Here is a 15,485-nt window from a genome sequence, read left to right on the forward strand (position 1 = left end):
TTTCGTTTGTATCGATGCCCGCTAGCCTCACGCCATGGCGCTCGACGATCCCGATACGCTCCGCATCCTCGATTTCCTGGAGGAGATCGGGATTCCGGTGACGCAGGGCGCAATCACCGGCGATAGCTTCCTGCCCGGCATCCAGATCCGCAATGGCGGGCTCGTGCTCGATCCGGCCCAGACCTTCTATCCCGGCGACCTGCTCCACGAGGCGGGGCATATCGCCTGCACCGATCCGGCCGCTCGGCCCACGCTTTGCGAAGTGCAGAGCGATCCGGGCGAGGAAATGGCGGCGATCGCCTGGTCCTACGCCGCCGCCCGCGCGATCGGGATCGATACGCGCGCGCTGTTTCATGCCGATGGCTATCTGGGCGGCGGCGAAGCGCTGGCAGTGGCCTTTGACGATGGCCGCGGCCCCGGCCCGCCGATGCTCCAATATTACGGCATGTCCGCCGAGCCGCGCCACGCCGAGCGATACGGGCTGCCCGCCTATCCGAAAATGGGGCGCTGGCTGCGCTAGGCCCTGGTTTCGGCTGCGACGCGCAAGGCGCCGCGAAAGGCCAGCCCACCCAGCGCACCGCCAAGCACGAGTTCGGCCAGGCTCAGCCCGATCCCCTGCGCGCTTGGACCGCCTGGCATCGCCTGCACGAGCGCTGGCACGCAGATGATCAGCGCCCCGGCAAGCGCCGCGACCCGGCGGCGCAAGGGCGGGCGCCCGGCGATCAGATAGGCAGGAAGGCCGATCGCGGCCGCGAGCAGGCCGGCATAGAACCAGCCGACGAACACGCCGAGCATCGCGAAGCCGACCCAGCTGCTCAGGTCGCCGGCGCCGGCCGCATATTGCATGCCGATCAGCGCCCCCGATACGGTGCCCGCGGTCAGCGCCGCCGCCAGGGTCGCAGCGAGCAAGGGGCCGATCCGTCCGGATGGCTTCATATGCGCTCCAACCAGCCGGCATAGTGCACCACCGCGCCGAGCAGCGGCAAGGCCACGCCCACCTCGAAGCGGAAGCGCCCGTCCTCCTGCCATTCGCGCGCGGCGATGCGGGGCCCAAGCCAGCGCGGCATCGGCACGCCGAACGCGGTCCAACGCCTGAGCACCATCGCCAGGCCAGCGCCGTCCGAGGGCAAATCGAAGCTGAAGCGCAACGGCCCGAAACGCTCGGCGACGCCCTGCCCCGCCGGGCTCAACTCGCTGGAGAAGGCATGGCCGCCGAAATCGCGCGTCCAGCATTCCTTGCCGTCCTGCGCGGCGAAGGCGACGTGGAGCGGATAGGTGCCGGCGGGCGGGAAGCCCATCACCCGGCCGAGCAGCCAGGCCAGCCCCTCGCCGCGCCGCACGCTCCCCTCGCCCGCCGCTCCCGCATCGCCGGTGAAATCGTGCATCTCGCGCACCAGCGCCGGCAGCGCATCGAAGCGCGCGCCCATCGCGCGGGCATAGAGCGGCACGATCCGGCGCTCGCTGGTCTCGCAGCGGATCGCCAGCGCGGCGAACAGCGACGCGAACCGATCGAGCGCCAGCAGCCCGCTCGCATCGCGCGCGCCGGGCGCCACTTTGCCGGCAAGGATGTCCTCCGTCAGCAGTTGCGCGGCGAGCGTAGGGATCTCCGGCCCGTCGCCGCGTTCCGCGATCAAGGTCCAGCGCCGCTCCACCCCCGAACCGGTGAGCGTCACCGACATCGCCGAGCGGTCGCTGCCCGCCCGGCCGGTAAGCTGCTGGAGCGCGTGCAGCCAGCGCGTGGCGGGGCGCAGCGAAGCGATCCAGCCCCAGCGCACCAGCCAGCTCAGCGCCCAGAGCGCGAGCATCTGGAAGCCGAACTCGGTGCCGGCACGGAAGGTCACCGCCGGGCAGCCGGGCAGCGCTTCAGGCATCAGGTCCAGGTCCGGCACCTCGGCGAGCGCGACCCAGCGGCGCAGCGGCGGCACGTCAGCGACGCGGAACTCCTCGCGCCGCAATTCCTGCCAGCCGATCCCCCGTGCCCAGCGCCGCCCGCGCCACAGCCGCACCGGCTTGCCGACATAGGAGAGGATCGCCGCCGCCACCGCCGGCCCTGCCACCGCGCGATTGGAGGCGCTGAGCGCGATGTCGATGCGCTCGACCCGCGCCAGCCCCGCGGCCAGATCCCGGGCCACCGCGCCCGACAGCACCGGCACGCTCGATGCGCCGCTGAGGATCGGCACGCTCGCACCCTTTAGCGCGCCGATGCCGGTGACGAACGCGCGCGCATCGGCCAGGTCGAGATAGGGGATGCGCATCGCGAGGCACGCCTCGGGCACGGTATAGGCGCTGCCCTGGAACGGCCCGGCCGCGTCGATCACCAGATCGGGCCGCTCGCGCGCCAGCACCATGCCGATGCCGTTGGTCCGGTCGGCGACCACCGGCTCGGCACCCGGATGCACCGCGCAGAACGCCGCCGCCCTGTCACGGCTCCGTCCGGCGACCAACAGCTGATGCCCGGCGCCGAGCAGTCGCCGGGTCAGCCGCGCGCCGAACCCGCCATAGCCGCCGATGACAAGGATACGGCTCACAGGATCCGCGCCCGTTGCTCGGGGCTCGGCACCCAGCAGGTCGCGCGCTTGCCGAACAGGCGATAGCGGTTGCGGGCGACGCGGCGGTAAACCGCGTCGCGCCAGGCCCGCGGGACCATGCGCAGCGCGCCCAGTGCCCGCCACGGCCAGCCCAGCCCCTCGGCGATCGCCAGCACCGCATCGCTGTCGCGCCGCGCCCGGTCGCCCTCGATCACCAGCATCGTGTCGGGGTTCTCGGGATCGACCCCGAAGCGCGCGCACAACGCCCGCCCCGCTTCGCTCTGCACAGAGGCAAGCCGGAAATGCCCGCGCCGATCATGCCGCAGCACGAACTGCGCATTGGCGGTGCACAGCACGCAGACACCGTCGAACAGGATGATCGGCCGGAGGGCGCTCACAGCGATCGGCCCTCCCCGACCAGTGCACGAAAGATCAGGCCGCCGACCATGCCGGCCAGGCCCAGCCCGATCACCGACGCCGTCCAGTCGAGGAGCGGCAGGGGGTGGCCGAACGCCGCGCGCAACGGCGCCAGTACGACCAGGACTATGGCCGAAGGCAGTCCGCCGACAAGCAGGCCGAGCGTCGCCGCGTTCGCCCAGTTGAGCGGTGTCCGGCCGAACACCCATTTGGCGATAGGTGGTCCTGCCAGAACCATTTGCGGAAAGGCGATCAGTCCGATCGGCGAGATCGCCCAGCGCAGGATATAGGCTGGATCGTCCTGCCCAAGCGCGAATACCATCATGATGGCGGCGACGATCGAAGCCGCCGCGGTGGCGAGGCAGGCCGCCCCAAGTGCACTCAGGCGCATCACTCCGCCGGATCCGCGAACACGCAGAGCTGGTGAACCAGCTCGCCCAGCACCGGGTGGACCAGGTCGAGGCTGAACACGAAACGCCCGCCGCCGATGTCCATATGCCCCACGCTCAGCGCGCCCGGCATCGCCCATCCGGGCAGCCGCAGCCGCAGCCCGCCGAGCTTCAGGAAATAGTGATCGCTGACGAACAGCAGCGCGCCGCCGGCTTCCTCGAGCCGCAAGGCGATACCCACGCCAAGCCCCAGATATTCCTCGATTCCGGTCGGCCCGGCGAAGCGCTTGGCGCTGTGGATTACCTGTGGAAAACCCTGTGCACGGTTATATTGCCGCGTCCAATATTGGCCGCGCCCTTCCGCATCAGCCGTGACGCTCACGCTGGCCGACACACCCGTGTCCGTGCCGAGCGGCAGCGGCGCGCCGATCGCGCGGGCGAGCTGCGCCAGCGCCCATCCCGCGCGGCTCATCCGGCATTCGGTGACTTCGCCGAGATAGCTCACGCATGCCCCCGCGGCGATCTTGCGCAGGAAGCGGCAGCGCGTGGCCGGCGGCAGGAACAGCCAGCGTTCGCCGAGCAAACGGGCGAACGGGCTGTCGGCATCGGCGTAGCGCGGCGCCTCGCGCCGGTGCCAGTCGGCATATCGGGCCAGCGAGCCCGGTGCATATCCCGCTACCGCCGCCATCGCCCGCCTCCTTGCTAGTCCGCCCTGCCCTTGGGCAGGAACGCCAGAACCTTCTTGCCCAGCTTGATCAGCATCATCAGCCGCCCCGGCGGCACGCTCATCATCTGCTGGTACCAATCGTCGATCGTCGTGACGAAGCCCTGCATCGCCTCGATCCGCTGGCGCGCCGTGTCCGAGATCCGGCCGTCGCGCCTCGCTTCCTCGGTGCAGACGCGCAGCGCCGCCACCGCCGGATCGATCTCGCGCGCCTTGCGGCCCTGGGCGATGCGCGTGAGCATCTGCATCAGGTCGACCTCAGCCTCATAGTGATCGCGCCGGTCGCCCAGCACCGGCACGCGGCGGATCAGCTTCCAGCCGAGCAGCTCCTTCAGGCTGTTCGAGGTGTTGCTCCGCGCGATGCGCAGCGTGTCGCTGATCTCCTCGGCGTTGAGCGGTCGGTCCGAGAGATAGAGCAGCGCATGGATCTGGGCGACCGAGCGGTTGACGCCCCATTGCCCGCCCATCTCGCCCCAGTGCAGCACGAACTGCTGCACCGCGATCGGCAATTGAACAGCGTTGTCCGTAATTTCTGTCATGACAGAAATATGAGACACGATTGCGCATATGTCAATGCGTCTCACACTCCGTCGCGCATTCCGCGCGCCTCGCCGCCGTGCGCGCCGTTGCGGCTGCGCAACTAGCGGCCTGGGCTGCGGGGTTTGCGCGCCGCGCAATCGCGATGAAGATTTCCTTAGGTATTTCTGCAGGTTGTCCAGATTTTGCGTCTAAATTATTCAAGGACGTGCAGGTCGCGCTTTTCGCGAACGGCGGGGGATACCAGGTGTTTCAGCAACGTAAGATGGCCGTGCTTGGCGCGGCGCTCGGTCTGCTCGCGCTTGCGGGCTGCGATGGCGGTGGCGGCGGCTCGTCCGCGTCCAGCGGCAGCGGCGGCGTGGTCGCCACGCCCGCTCCAACGCCCACGCCGGCGGCCTTCACCGAAGGCGACGCCGCGCGCCTCGCCAAGCAGGCGAGCTTCGGCCCGACGCCGGACCTGGTCGCGCGCATCAAGTCGCTCGGCGCCACCGCCTGGGTCGACGAGCAGCTCGCTGCCTCCACCAGCACCTATGCCGATCTCGCCGTCGAGGTCCGCCGCGATTTCTGCGTGAGCACCGATACGGTCTGCAACCGCGCGCACAACAGCCGCACGCCGGTGGCGATGCGCTTCTATGCCAATGCGATCGCCGGATCCGACCAGCTCCGCCAGCGCACCGCCTTCGCGCTCGGCCAGATGGTCGTCGCATCGGAAGCCGAAGTGAACTCGACCGCGGGCATCGCCGCGTTCAACCAGATCTTGCTCGCCAACGCCTTCGGCAATTACCGCGACATCCTCCAGCAGGTGACGATGAGCGGATACATGGGCGACTATCTCGACATGGCCGACAGCAACAAGTCGGGCCCGTCGGAGAATTATGCCCGCGAATTGCTCCAGCTCTTCTCGATGGGGCCCGACCAGCTCAACATGGACGGCACGCTGAAGCGTGACGGCAACGGCGCGGCCATCCCCAACTACACGACCGACGACATCAAGGGCGTCGCCAAGGCGCTGACCGGCTGGACCTATGCCCGGGTCGGCGGTGCCGCGATCACCGACGGCAATGCCCGCGACTATTCGCAGCCGATGATCCAGGTCGCGTCGCGCTATGACAGCACGGCCAAGAGCTTCCTCGGCACCAGCGTCGCCGCCGGCGCCACCCAGGATGCCAGCGTCGCCGCCGTGGTGGATGCAGCCTTCAACAACGCCTCGACCGCGCCGTTCGTCGCGAAGCACATGATCGTCCACCTCGTCACCGCCAATCCGAGCCCGGCCTATGTCGGCCGCGTCGCGGCGGTGTTCGCCGACAATGGCAGCGGCAAGCGCGGCGACATGAAGGCGGTGGTCCGCGCGATCCTGCTCGATCCCGAGGCGCGCAGCGCACCGGGCGCGACCAGCGGCAAGCTCAAGGAGCCGGTGCTGCTGATGACCGCGCTCGCCCGCGCGATCGGCTTCGCGACCGACGGCTATGTCTTCCAGACACGCGACACCAGCCTGGGCCAGCCGGTGTTCCGCTCGCCCTCGGTGTTCAACTTCTATCCCGACGATTTCCCGCTGCCGGGATCGGCGACGCTGAAGAGCCCGGCCTCGAAGCTGCTCAATACCTCCAACGTGCTGCGCTGGCACAATTTCGTCTATGACTGGACGATCTCGGGCGATGCGACGCGCAGCGAATATGCGCTGGATTCGGGCCTGCCGATGTCCTCGCTCACCCAGCCGCTCTGGGCAAGCTGGGAAGCCTATGGCAGCGATCTCGACGCGATGGTGTCGCGGATCGATCTGACGCTGTTCGCGGCGACGCTGACCCAGGCGCAGAAGGACGCGCTCAAGGCCGCCGCCACGCCCATCACCAATGCCGATGCCAACATCCAGGCGCGCAAGCGTGCCCAGATGATGCTCTACGTCGCGGCCACGAGCCCGATGTTCCTGGTCGACCGCTGAGGAGCCGGACCGATGACTATCTCTCGACGCGACTTCATGCGGATGACCGCCGGCGCCGGTGCGCTATCCGCGATCGGCCAGCTCGGCCGCACCACGGCGATCGCCGCCCCGAACGGCAGCTACCGCGCGATGGTCGGCGTGTTCCTGTTCGGCGGCAATGACAGCTGGAACATGGTGATCCCCACCGACGCCCGGCATGCCCAGTATCTCGCCGCGCGCGGCACCGTCGGCATCAAGGCGAGCCAGCTCACCTCGCTCACCGGCGCACCCTATGCGCTGCACCCGGCGATGGCCGCGCTCCGCCCGATCTGGGACGAGGGCAGCCTGTCGCTCGTGCTCAACGCCGGCACGCTCTTCGCGCCGCTCACCAAGGCGACCTATCAGTCGCGCCCCGATCTGCGCCCGATGAACCTGCTCAGCCATTCGGACGAGCAGGCACATTGGCAGGGCGTGCGCGCCCGCGATTTCGCGACCGACGGCTTCATGGGCCGCCTCACCGACAAGATGGGCGTCAGCGCCGTGCCCTCGATGATGTCGATCGCCGGCTCGAACCTCGCCGTGATCGGCAAGACCAGCTCGGCGCTCGTCCTGCCCTCCACCGGCACGCTGTCGCGCTCGGGCTATTCGACCGCCAGCAACGCGGCGAACAACGCCAAGAACGCCGCGCTGACCAGCTTCGCCTCCGGCACCGGCCTGGGCGAAGTCACCGATGCGAGCGCGCGCGACATCAACGCGAGCTACAGCCAGGCGACCACCGCCAACACGATCATCTCGGCGACGAGCGCGCTGGACGGCTATTTCGTCAACCCGACCACCGGCGCCGCGCTCACCAGCGACGTCGCGCGCCAGCTGATGCGCGTCGCCCGCATGATCGATGCGCGCGGCAGCCTAGGCCACAACCGCCAGACCTTCTTCGTCAGCCAGGGCGGCTTCGACAATCATTCGGGCCAGACCAACGGCGGCAACAACGATACCGGCGTCCACGCCAACCTGCTCGGCGACCTCGCCATGGCGCTGGCCGGCTTCCACCGCGCGATGCAGTCGATCGGCATGGCCGAGAACGTCACGGCCTTCACGATGAGCGACTTCGGCCGCACCTATCGCGGCAACGCGCAGACCGGCACCGATCATGCCTGGGGCGGCAACCATCTCGTGGTCGGCGGAAACGTCACCGCGGGCGGCATCTTCGGCGCCTATCCGGATCCGGTGCTGGGCGGCGCCACCGATGTGAGCAGCGAGGGCCGCTTCCTCCCCGCGGTCTCGCAGGAGCAGTATCTCGGCGCGATCGCCCGCTGGCACGGCGTCAGCGATGCCGACATGCCCTATGTCTTCCCCAACTGGTCGACCTGGAGCACCGGCGGGCTCGGGCCGCTGGGCCTGTTCAAGGCTTAGGTTGAAGACCGCGATACCCGCATTCCTGCCGTCATCCCGGTCGTGAGCCGGAGTGACGAGGAAGGGTGACGGCCCTCCGCCGCGCTCTTAGGTTGTTGCGCGCTTAACCCCGTATCCGGATTGCGCTATCGTTTCCCCTGGGTAATGGCGCCCGCCTTTCGGGGAGGCGAAATATGGCCAATCTCTACCGCATTACGCCGTTCATGCATGTGCCGGACATCGAGAAGGCCGTGTGGTTCTTCACCGAGATACTGGGCTTCACGCTCTATTTCCGCACCTCGAACTACGCCTATGTCCAGCGCGAGGCCGCGGCCTTCCGCCTGCTCGAGAATATCGGCAGCGACGGCGCGCCGCCGGGCAACCGCCGCTTCTGCTATTATATCGACGTCGAGGACCTCGATGCGGTCGCCGAGGAGCTCAAGCCCAAGGCGGCGCTGCTCGGCGATGGCGACATCTACGGCCCGATCGACCAGATCTACGGCCAGCGCGAGCTGATGGTGATGGCACCCGACGGCAATCTGGTGGTGTTCGGCCAGGATATCTCGAAGCGCTAGCGCCTAGAGCGCCACGCTCCCCTCGCCCATGAACCGCGCGCGGGTGGAGAAGCGCGCGCCATCCACCGTGATCTCGTTGAACGACGGCGGCTTGGCGCGCACGCGTTCGGAGAGCGTGCCCGCGCCGATCAGCCGTACCGTCCGCTCGCCCACCTCGTGCTCGATGTCGAACGGGTCATGGACATGCCCGGTCAGCACCGCATGCGCGCCCGCCTGTGCCAGCGCGCCCAGCGCCTCGCCGCCGCGCCGGGTGTGCGAGGTCGCCAGCGTCCCGCCCTCCACCAGCGGATGGTGGCAGGCGACGAACACCAGGTCGCCCTTGGGCACCGCCTCGACCAGCGCCAGCGATTCCTCCAGCGCCCGCGTGCTGACATAGCCTTTCGACCAGTTGAGCCGCCACTGGAAGCGCGCCGTGGTCTTGAGCGGCACCACCGCCACGCCCTGCACGTCGAGCGGCTTCTCGATCATCGCCTCGAGCGCGCGGTAGCGCTTGTAGGGCGTCACGAACCGCGCCCACAGGTTGAAGTACGGCAAGTCATGGTTGCCGACCTCCACCGTCACCGGCCGGCCCAGGCCTTGCAGCCACTTCGCCGCGGCCTCGAACTCGTGGCGCCGCGCCTGCATCGTCAGGTCGCCGGTCATGATCACCGCGTCGGGCTGCTCTTCCTTGACCCGCGCGCCGAACCAGTCGACCGCGGCACGGTCCTCGCGCCCGAAATGGACGTCGCTGACGTGAAAGAGGCGTGTCATCCCAGCTCCTCGCGCGTTGCGATGAAGGCCTTGCGGCTCATGCCCGCCTTGATCGCCGTGCCCGGTGCCAGCGACACCGGCTCGCCATCGAACAATGCGAGCACCGGCTTGTTCCCCTTGGCCTTGAGTTCCTTGGTCAGGCACTCGCTCACCGCATGCGCCGCCACCCAGTCGCCGGTCAGCCATTCCCAGCCGAGCTGGACGATCGACGTCCAGTCGCGCGCGTCCACCGCCGCGACGTGCAGCTCGCCGCCCTCGGGCCGGACGAACACCGCCTGGTACTTGTCCTTGAGCGACGGCACGCCGGCGATCCGGATGCCGCTGCCGCCAAAGGTCCGGTTCCAGGCGACATGCGCCGCCGAGAACAGCTTGCGGATCGCGCCCTCGCGCGCCGCCTCCCGCGCGCGGAACCACGCCGTCGCCGGCCCCAGGATCAGCCCGACAAAGCCGCGATGCGCGCCCGCCTCGACATAGGGGATCGCCACCCGCGTGGTCTCGTCATGCGCCGCTTCGATGATCGCCTTGGGATCGAGCGTGTCGTGCAGCGACTTGGCGAGCAGGTTCATCGTGCCCCCGGGCAGGATCAGGAAGCTGCCCTTCCAGCTCGCCAGCGCGCACAACGTCGTGTTGATCGTCCCGTCGCCGGCGAACAGCACGACGGTATCCACCTTCTTGCGGGTGAGCGCCGTGCCCTTGGGCAGATCCTCCGCGGGGAATTCGGTCCGCCCGACCAGGGTCAGCCCGCGCTCCTCGAATACTGCCTCGAGCGCGTCGCACTTGGGCTTGGTGGTCGATCCCGAGCCGGGGTTGGTAATGAACCAGAGTCTTTCCATCCGGTTCGTAACGCTCGGGATACGAAATGGCTCAATACCGGTAGAGTCGAACCTTCTGGATGCCGAACTGCCCCGGCGGCAGGCGGACATGGCGGCCCTGGTGCGTCTCGTCGCCATTGAGCCTGCGCCCCGCCACCCACTTCCCATTGAGGAACTGGCTTTCCTCGACGCGGTCGAGCCCGACGCGCGGCTCGAAGGTCAGCGTGATCCCGCTGCCTGCGACGAGATAATCCTCGCCGCCCAGCCAGAGCAGGATCGCGCCATGCTCGGCCGGCTCCTGCTTGTCCTTGGCCGTCCAGGGATCGACGAAGTTCACGGTGATCCTGTAGCCGCCCATCACAGCCGCCTGCGGCATGCTGTCGACCACGCCGTCGAAGCTCACCACCGGCGCGAAGCCGTCCCGCGCCTTCGCCGCGAACAGCTCCGGCGTGAGCTGCTCGAGCATCGCGTAGAAGCCGCCCAGCCGGTCCTTGTCGGCGATGGTCTCGATCGCGAACGGGCTGAACCCGATCGCGCCATGCTTGCCGATCACCCGCATCGCGTTGGCCGGCGCGCGCGGATCGCCCGCCTGGTTCGCCTCGGGCACGAACAGCACATTGCCCGGCACGGCATAGCCCTCGGCGATCCCGGCGAAGTTCGGGAAATAGATATCGGGCGAGAGCATGTCGAGCGCGGGGCCTGCGTCCTTCCATTCCCGCATCAGGTGCGCGAGCGGGCCGCCGCTGGGATAGTCGCCCGGCAACTTGCCCGGCCGGCCCTGCGCGCCGTTGACGTACATCGGCAGCGCATATTCCCGCTTCCCCGCCTCGGCGACGGCATTGGCCCAGCGCGCATAATGATGCGCAGTGAAGCCCTCCTCGCTGCCCTTCCACTGGGCAAACGCCGCATCCGCCAAGGGCCCGTGCTCGCGCGCGGTCGGCAGGAAGCCGATCTCGTTCTCAACCTGGACCATCAGCACCGTATGCCGATCGCCGTCGATCGCCTTCAGATGCTTCATCACCGCCGCGAACGCCCGCGCGTCTGCGTCCAAAGTCGCCTTGCCGAACACCGAGAGAATGTCCTGCGGCTGCCCATCCTTGCCGGTCGAGCGCAGGAAGCGCCTGCCGTCGCGCTTCACCCAGGCGGGCGCATAGGTCGACATGCTGTTCTTCCACGTCCCGAACCACAGCAGCACCAGCCGCATGTCGTTCGCCCGCGCATCCTCCACGAGCCAGTCGAGGCTGGAAAAGTCGAACTTCCCCTCCTCGGGCTCGACGGCCTCCCAGGTCACCGGCGCCAGCACGGTGTTGAGATGGAGCGCCTTCAGCCGCTGCCAGTGCGGCTCGAGCCATGCGCGATCGGTGGCCGAGCTGTTGCCCAGCTCGCCCCCACGGATCAGGAACGGCTTCCCGTCGACGATCAGCCGCCCGCCCGCCAGATGCGGCGCCTGGGCCCAGGCAGGGGTGGCGAGGAGAAGGGCGAGCAGGGTCAACCAGCGCAGCATGCCGCGCACAATAGTCTGATTTAATCGCAAGGGAAGTTGGAGCGGGTAGCGGGAATCGAACCCGCGCTAGAAGCTTGGGAAGCTCCTGTGATACCATTTCACCATACCCGCTCGGGTCCGACGGCACTGCCACAGCCCCTGCCGCCCGGTCAACACCGATCCTGCTGGCCCCGGCCGCAAACGCTGCCTATCTGCTAGGCCATGCCCGTCACCGACATCGCCACCCGCGTCTACAACCATGGCTGGCGGCTCGATCCGATCGTCCGCAGCCTGCTCGATACGGACTTCTACAAGCTGCTGATGCTGCAGATGATCCGCCACGTGCATCCCGAGGTGCAGGCGACCTTCTCGCTGATCAACCGGACGAAAAGCGTGCGCCTGGCCGAGGTGATCGACGAGGCCGAGCTGCGCGCCCAGCTCGATCACGCCCGTTCGCTGCGCTTCTCGAAGAAGGAGCTGATCTGGCTCGCCGGCAACAGCTTCTACGGCAAGCAGCGCATGTTCGCGCCCGATTTCATCGCCTGGCTCGCCGAGTTCCAGCTCCCTGAATACGACCTCCACAAGGTCGACGGCCAGTTCGAGCTCCATTTCGACGGCCCCTGGACGCACACCAGCATGTGGGAGATCCCCGCGCTCGCCATCGTCAACGAGCTGCGCTCGCGCGCGGCGATGAAGGGCAAGGGCCGGTTCGAGCTCGACATCCTCTATGCCCGCGCCAAGGCCAGGCTGTGGGACAAGGTCGAGCGCCTGCGCCAGCTTCCCGACCTCGTCCTCTCCGATTTCGGCACCAGGCGGCGCCACGGCTTCCTCTGGCAGCGCTGGTGCGTCGAGGCGCTCAAGGAGGGTCTGGGCAGCCGCTTCATCGGCAGCTCGAACGTCCTCCTCGCGATGGACAACGACCTCGAGGCGATCGGCACCAACGCGCACGAGCTGCCGATGGTCTTCGCCGCACTCGCCGACAGCGACGCGGGCATAGCCGCCGCGCCCTATCGTGTGCTGGAAGCGTGGCAGGCGCATTATGACGGCAACCTGCGGGTCGCGCTGCCCGACGCCTTCGGCACCAGCGCCTTCCTCAAGGGCGCGCCCGACTGGGTCGCCGACTGGACCGGCTTCCGCCCGGACTCGATGCCGCCGATCGAGGGCGGCGAGCAGATCATCGCCTGGTGGCAGGCACGCGGCCGCGATCCGCGCACCAAGCTGCTCATCTTCTCCGACGGCATGGACGTCGACAGCATCGAGGCCACCTATCGCCATTTCCACGGCCGCGTCCGGATGAGCTTCGGCTGGGGCACCAATCTGACCAACGACTTCCGCGGCTGCGATCCCGCCGGCGGCCACGCGCTCGAGCCGATCTCGCTGGTCGCCAAGGTGACGAGCGCGAACGGCCGCCCCGCGGTCAAGCTCTCGGACAACCCCGCCAAGGCCACCGGCGATCCAGCCGAGATCGCGCGCTATCTGCGGATCTTCGGCGACGACGGCCGGAGGGAGCAGCGCGTAGCCGTCTAGCTTCGCGATTGACCTGCCACCCCCGCCCGCTAGCGTGGCGCGGAACAGGGAGTGTCGGAAAAATGCGGGTTTTGGCAGGAGTTGCGCTGGTCGGGCTGGCATTGGCGAGCGGCACCGCCCGGGCGCAGCAGAATCCCCAGGCGGAGGCCCAGGCGCTCGAGATGCTCAAGCGCGGCATCGCCTTCCGCACCGTCGCCGGCCCCGGCAACCAGACCCCCGACTACGCCGCCTATCTCAAGGCCCAGCTCGTCGCCGGCGGCTTCGATTCCGCCGACATCCGCATCGAGAAGGTCGGCGACACCGCCTATCTCGTCGCCCGCTATCCGGGCACCAGCAGGACCGCCAAGCCGATCTACATCTCCGGCCATATGGACGTGGTCGAGGCCAGGCCCGAGGACTGGACGCGCGATCCGTTCACGCCGATCGTCGAGAACGGCTATATCTTCGGCCGCGGCGCGACCGACATGAAATACGACCTGTCGAACCTGGTCGCCACGCTGATCCAGCTCAAGCGCGAGGGCTATCGCCCCGCCCGCGACATCGTCCTCCTCGCCTCGGGCGACGAGGAGACCAGCATGAAGACCACCGCGCTGATGGCGGATCAGTATCACGATGCCGAGATGCTGCTGAACATCGACGGCGGCGGCGGCAGCCTCGACGAGAACGGCAAGCCCGAGATCTTCGGGCTGCAGGGCGCCGAGAAGACCTATGCCGATTACGAGCTGACCTTCACCAATCCCGGCGGCCATTCGAGCGCGCCCGGCAAGAGCAACGCGATCTATTCGCTCGCCCATGCGCTCGATCGGATCGAGGCCTATCAGTTCCCCGGCGAGATCAACGAGATCACCCGCGCCGGCTTTGTCGAGGGCGCCAAGACCGCCGATGCGGAGATGGCCCGGGCGATGCGCGCCTTCCTGGTCAACCAGCAGGACCCCAAGGCGCTCGCCGTGCTGCGTTCGGAGCCCGGGCTGATCGGCCAGACCGGCACCACCTGCGTCGCGACGATGGTCACTGCCGGCCACGCCACCAACGCGCTGCCGCAGCGCGCCACCGCCAACATCAACTGCCGCATCTTCCCCGGCACCTCGGTCGAGAGCGTCGCCGCCACGCTCGCCAAGGTCGTCGGCGACCCGGCGCTCAAGCTCAGGACGCTCGACAGCGGCACCGTCGCCAGCCCGGCCTCGCCGCTCCGCCCCGATCTGGTCGCGCTGGTCACCCAGGGCATCCATGCCCGCTTCCCCGGCGTGCCGATCGTCCCCGCCATGTCCGCCGGTGCCAGCGACTCGATGTGGTTCCGCGCCAAGGGCGTGCCGAGCTACGGCGTCAGCCCGATCTTCATGAAGGGCTCGGACAGCTTCGCCCACGGCCTCAACGAGCGCACCCCGCTCAGCGAGATCGCGCCGTCGATCACCTATTACAAGTTCCTGCTCAAGGGCCTGACCAGATAGGGGCCTGACCAGATATGACCAAATAGGCCGTCAGGCGGCGGTGGCACGGGTGCGGCGCTCGCCCAGCACCGTGTCGAGCAGCATCAGCCCGATGCCTGCGTCCAGTGTCGCGTCGGCCAGGTTGAAGATCCACACGAAGCCGATCTTGCTCGAATCGAGGAAGTCGATCACCGGGCCGATCAGCAGCCGGTCGAGCCCATTGCCGATCGCGCCCGCCACGATGAGCGCCAGCCCGAACCGCATCAGCGGGCGCAGCGGCTTGGCCAGCATGACGTACAACAGCCCGCCGGCGACGGCGAAATTGAGCGTCATCAGGAACCAGCGCGTCGCCTGCCCGATCACCGGCGTCAGCCCAAAGGCGTTGCTCTGGTTGAAGCTCAGCGTCAGGTCGACCGGCCCAGGCAGCGTCACATGGCCGCCCACCGGCCCGAGCGCCGCCAGCGCCCAATATTTGGTCGATTGGTCGAGCGCGATGGCGAGCGCCGTCACGAGCAGCGCGATGATCCGGGTCCGGCGGTCCATTTCGCCGCAATAGCCGGTTCGGCGCGCTACCGAGAGTCCGAAAATGCTTGGCGCGCTGCCGCGCGGAAGCAGGCCGCCGATGCCAGCCACAGTCCGGCAAAGCCCGCGGCGAACGCCAGCGCATGAAGCGGAGCGCCTGGCACGCGCGCCGTGATCGGCGCCGTCGCGATCGCCACGCCGAGCAGGACCTGCATGACCGCCACGCCGAGCATCGCCCGCGCCATGCCCGCAGGCCGGAACCACGCGGCGAACGCGCCCGTCGCCGCCGCCAGGATCAGCAGGAAGAAGCTCATCCCCGTGCCGTCGTCGCGCACCACGGTCGTCCATATGGTCAGGAACGACGCGGCCACCGCGATGCCGATGCCGGCGCGATAGGCCCAGCCGCCGCTTGCATCGTCAGGTCGGTTCATCTGCGCGCCTCCGTCATGTCTCGCAATCCTGATAGCACGCCGCGATGCGACGC

General features: G+C 68.5%; 17 protein-coding genes and 1 tRNA gene. 6 read left to right on the top strand and 12 right to left on the bottom strand.

Annotated elements, in window-relative coordinates; genetic code table 11:
- Positions 1–34 precede the first annotated feature (34 nt).
- Complete coding sequence (locus tag ABLE38_RS19705; protein ID WP_348975959.1) at positions 35–520, top strand: hypothetical protein; 486 nt, start codon at positions 35–37, stop codon at positions 518–520.
- Here ABLE38_RS19705 and ABLE38_RS19710 read toward each other — a convergent pair.
- Genes ABLE38_RS19710 through ABLE38_RS19735 form a run of 6 tightly spaced genes read right to left on the bottom strand, consistent with a single transcriptional unit; the run spans position 517 to position 4,597 of the window.
- Positions 517–936 (bottom strand): hypothetical protein, encoded by a 420-nt coding sequence (locus ABLE38_RS19710; RefSeq protein WP_348975960.1) that lies wholly within the window; start codon positions 934–936, stop codon positions 517–519. The genes ABLE38_RS19705 and ABLE38_RS19710 overlap by 4 nt on opposite strands.
- Entirely contained in the window at positions 933–2,528 is a 1,596-nt protein-coding gene (locus ABLE38_RS19715; RefSeq protein WP_348975961.1) for a DUF4166 domain-containing protein, read from the bottom strand. The genes ABLE38_RS19710 and ABLE38_RS19715 overlap by 4 nt, the downstream gene beginning before the upstream one ends.
- The gene (locus ABLE38_RS19720) at positions 2,525–2,926 is read right to left on the bottom strand and encodes a thiol-disulfide oxidoreductase DCC family protein (RefSeq protein ID WP_348975962.1); all 402 of its coding nucleotides are present in this window, start codon (positions 2,924–2,926) and stop codon (positions 2,525–2,527) included. The genes ABLE38_RS19715 and ABLE38_RS19720 overlap by 4 nt, the downstream gene beginning before the upstream one ends.
- The gene (locus tag ABLE38_RS19725) at positions 2,923–3,336 is read right to left on the bottom strand and encodes a hypothetical protein (protein WP_348975963.1); all 414 of its coding nucleotides are present in this window, start codon (positions 3,334–3,336) and stop codon (positions 2,923–2,925) included. The genes ABLE38_RS19720 and ABLE38_RS19725 overlap by 4 nt, the downstream gene beginning before the upstream one ends.
- Positions 3,336–4,022, bottom strand: a complete 687-nt coding sequence (locus ABLE38_RS19730) for a DUF4166 domain-containing protein (protein ID WP_348975964.1) — start codon at positions 4,020–4,022, stop codon at positions 3,336–3,338. The genes ABLE38_RS19725 and ABLE38_RS19730 overlap by 1 nt, the downstream gene beginning before the upstream one ends.
- Before the next feature lie 14 nt (positions 4,023–4,036).
- Entirely contained in the window at positions 4,037–4,597 is a 561-nt protein-coding gene (locus tag ABLE38_RS19735; protein WP_348975965.1) for a MarR family transcriptional regulator, read from the bottom strand.
- A 245-nt stretch (positions 4,598–4,842) separates the two neighbouring features.
- Between ABLE38_RS19735 and ABLE38_RS19740 the strand changes: the two genes are divergently transcribed.
- The 3 genes from ABLE38_RS19740 (at position 4,843) to ABLE38_RS19750 (ending at position 8,480) form a co-directional block, all read left to right on the top strand.
- Entirely contained in the window at positions 4,843–6,534 is a 1,692-nt protein-coding gene (locus ABLE38_RS19740; RefSeq protein ID WP_348975966.1) for a DUF1800 family protein, read from the top strand.
- Between the two features lie 12 nt (positions 6,535–6,546).
- Positions 6,547–7,926, top strand: a complete 1,380-nt coding sequence (locus ABLE38_RS19745) for a DUF1501 domain-containing protein (RefSeq protein WP_348975967.1) — start codon at positions 6,547–6,549, stop codon at positions 7,924–7,926.
- Positions 7,927–8,099: 173 nt separating this feature from the next.
- Positions 8,100–8,480 carry a VOC family protein gene (locus tag ABLE38_RS19750; RefSeq protein ID WP_348975968.1) on the top strand — a complete coding sequence of 127 codons (381 nt, stop codon included), beginning with the start codon at positions 8,100–8,102 and terminating at the stop codon, positions 8,478–8,480.
- A 3-nt stretch (positions 8,481–8,483) separates the two neighbouring features.
- On the opposite strand, the gene ABLE38_RS19755 is transcribed toward ABLE38_RS19750, so the two are convergent.
- The 4 genes from ABLE38_RS19755 to ABLE38_RS19770 all read right to left on the bottom strand — a co-directional run bounded on the left by ABLE38_RS19755 (position 8,484) and on the right by ABLE38_RS19770 (position 11,657).
- Positions 8,484–9,230: a metallophosphoesterase gene (locus ABLE38_RS19755; RefSeq protein WP_348975969.1), complete on the bottom strand. Its 747-nt coding sequence runs from the start codon at positions 9,228–9,230 to the stop codon at positions 8,484–8,486.
- Positions 9,227–10,063 (bottom strand): diacylglycerol kinase family protein, encoded by an 837-nt coding sequence (locus ABLE38_RS19760; protein WP_348975970.1) that lies wholly within the window; start codon positions 10,061–10,063, stop codon positions 9,227–9,229. Before ABLE38_RS19760 ends, ABLE38_RS19755 begins: the two co-directional genes overlap by 4 nt.
- 31 nt (positions 10,064–10,094) lie before the next feature.
- Entirely contained in the window at positions 10,095–11,546 is a 1,452-nt protein-coding gene (locus ABLE38_RS19765; protein WP_348975971.1) for a DUF5597 domain-containing protein, read from the bottom strand.
- A 37-nt stretch (positions 11,547–11,583) separates the two neighbouring features.
- Positions 11,584–11,657 (bottom strand) — tRNA-Gly (locus ABLE38_RS19770).
- A 90-nt stretch (positions 11,658–11,747) separates the two neighbouring features.
- On the opposite strand from ABLE38_RS19770, the gene pncB reads away from it, so the two are divergent.
- Both pncB and ABLE38_RS19780 read left to right on the top strand, forming a co-directional pair.
- Positions 11,748–13,052, top strand: a complete 1,305-nt coding sequence (gene pncB / locus ABLE38_RS19775; protein ID WP_348975972.1) for a nicotinate phosphoribosyltransferase — start codon at positions 11,748–11,750, stop codon at positions 13,050–13,052.
- 62 nt (positions 13,053–13,114) lie between these two features.
- Positions 13,115–14,500 (top strand): M20/M25/M40 family metallo-hydrolase, encoded by a 1,386-nt coding sequence (locus ABLE38_RS19780; protein ID WP_348975973.1) that lies wholly within the window; start codon positions 13,115–13,117, stop codon positions 14,498–14,500.
- 30 nt (positions 14,501–14,530) lie between these two features.
- On the opposite strand, the gene lspA is transcribed toward ABLE38_RS19780, so the two are convergent.
- Positions 14,531–15,022 (bottom strand): signal peptidase II, encoded by a 492-nt coding sequence (lspA, locus tag ABLE38_RS19785; protein WP_348975974.1) that lies wholly within the window; start codon positions 15,020–15,022, stop codon positions 14,531–14,533.
- 26 nt (positions 15,023–15,048) lie between these two features.
- Positions 15,049–15,432: a hypothetical protein gene (locus tag ABLE38_RS19790; RefSeq protein ID WP_348975975.1), complete on the bottom strand. Its 384-nt coding sequence runs from the start codon at positions 15,430–15,432 to the stop codon at positions 15,049–15,051.
- Positions 15,433–15,485 lie beyond the last annotated feature (53 nt).

The sequence above is a fragment of the Sphingomonas sp. KR3-1 genome (genome assembly GCF_040049295.1).
In the GTDB taxonomy this organism is placed as follows: domain Bacteria; phylum Pseudomonadota; class Alphaproteobacteria; order Sphingomonadales; family Sphingomonadaceae; genus Sphingomonas.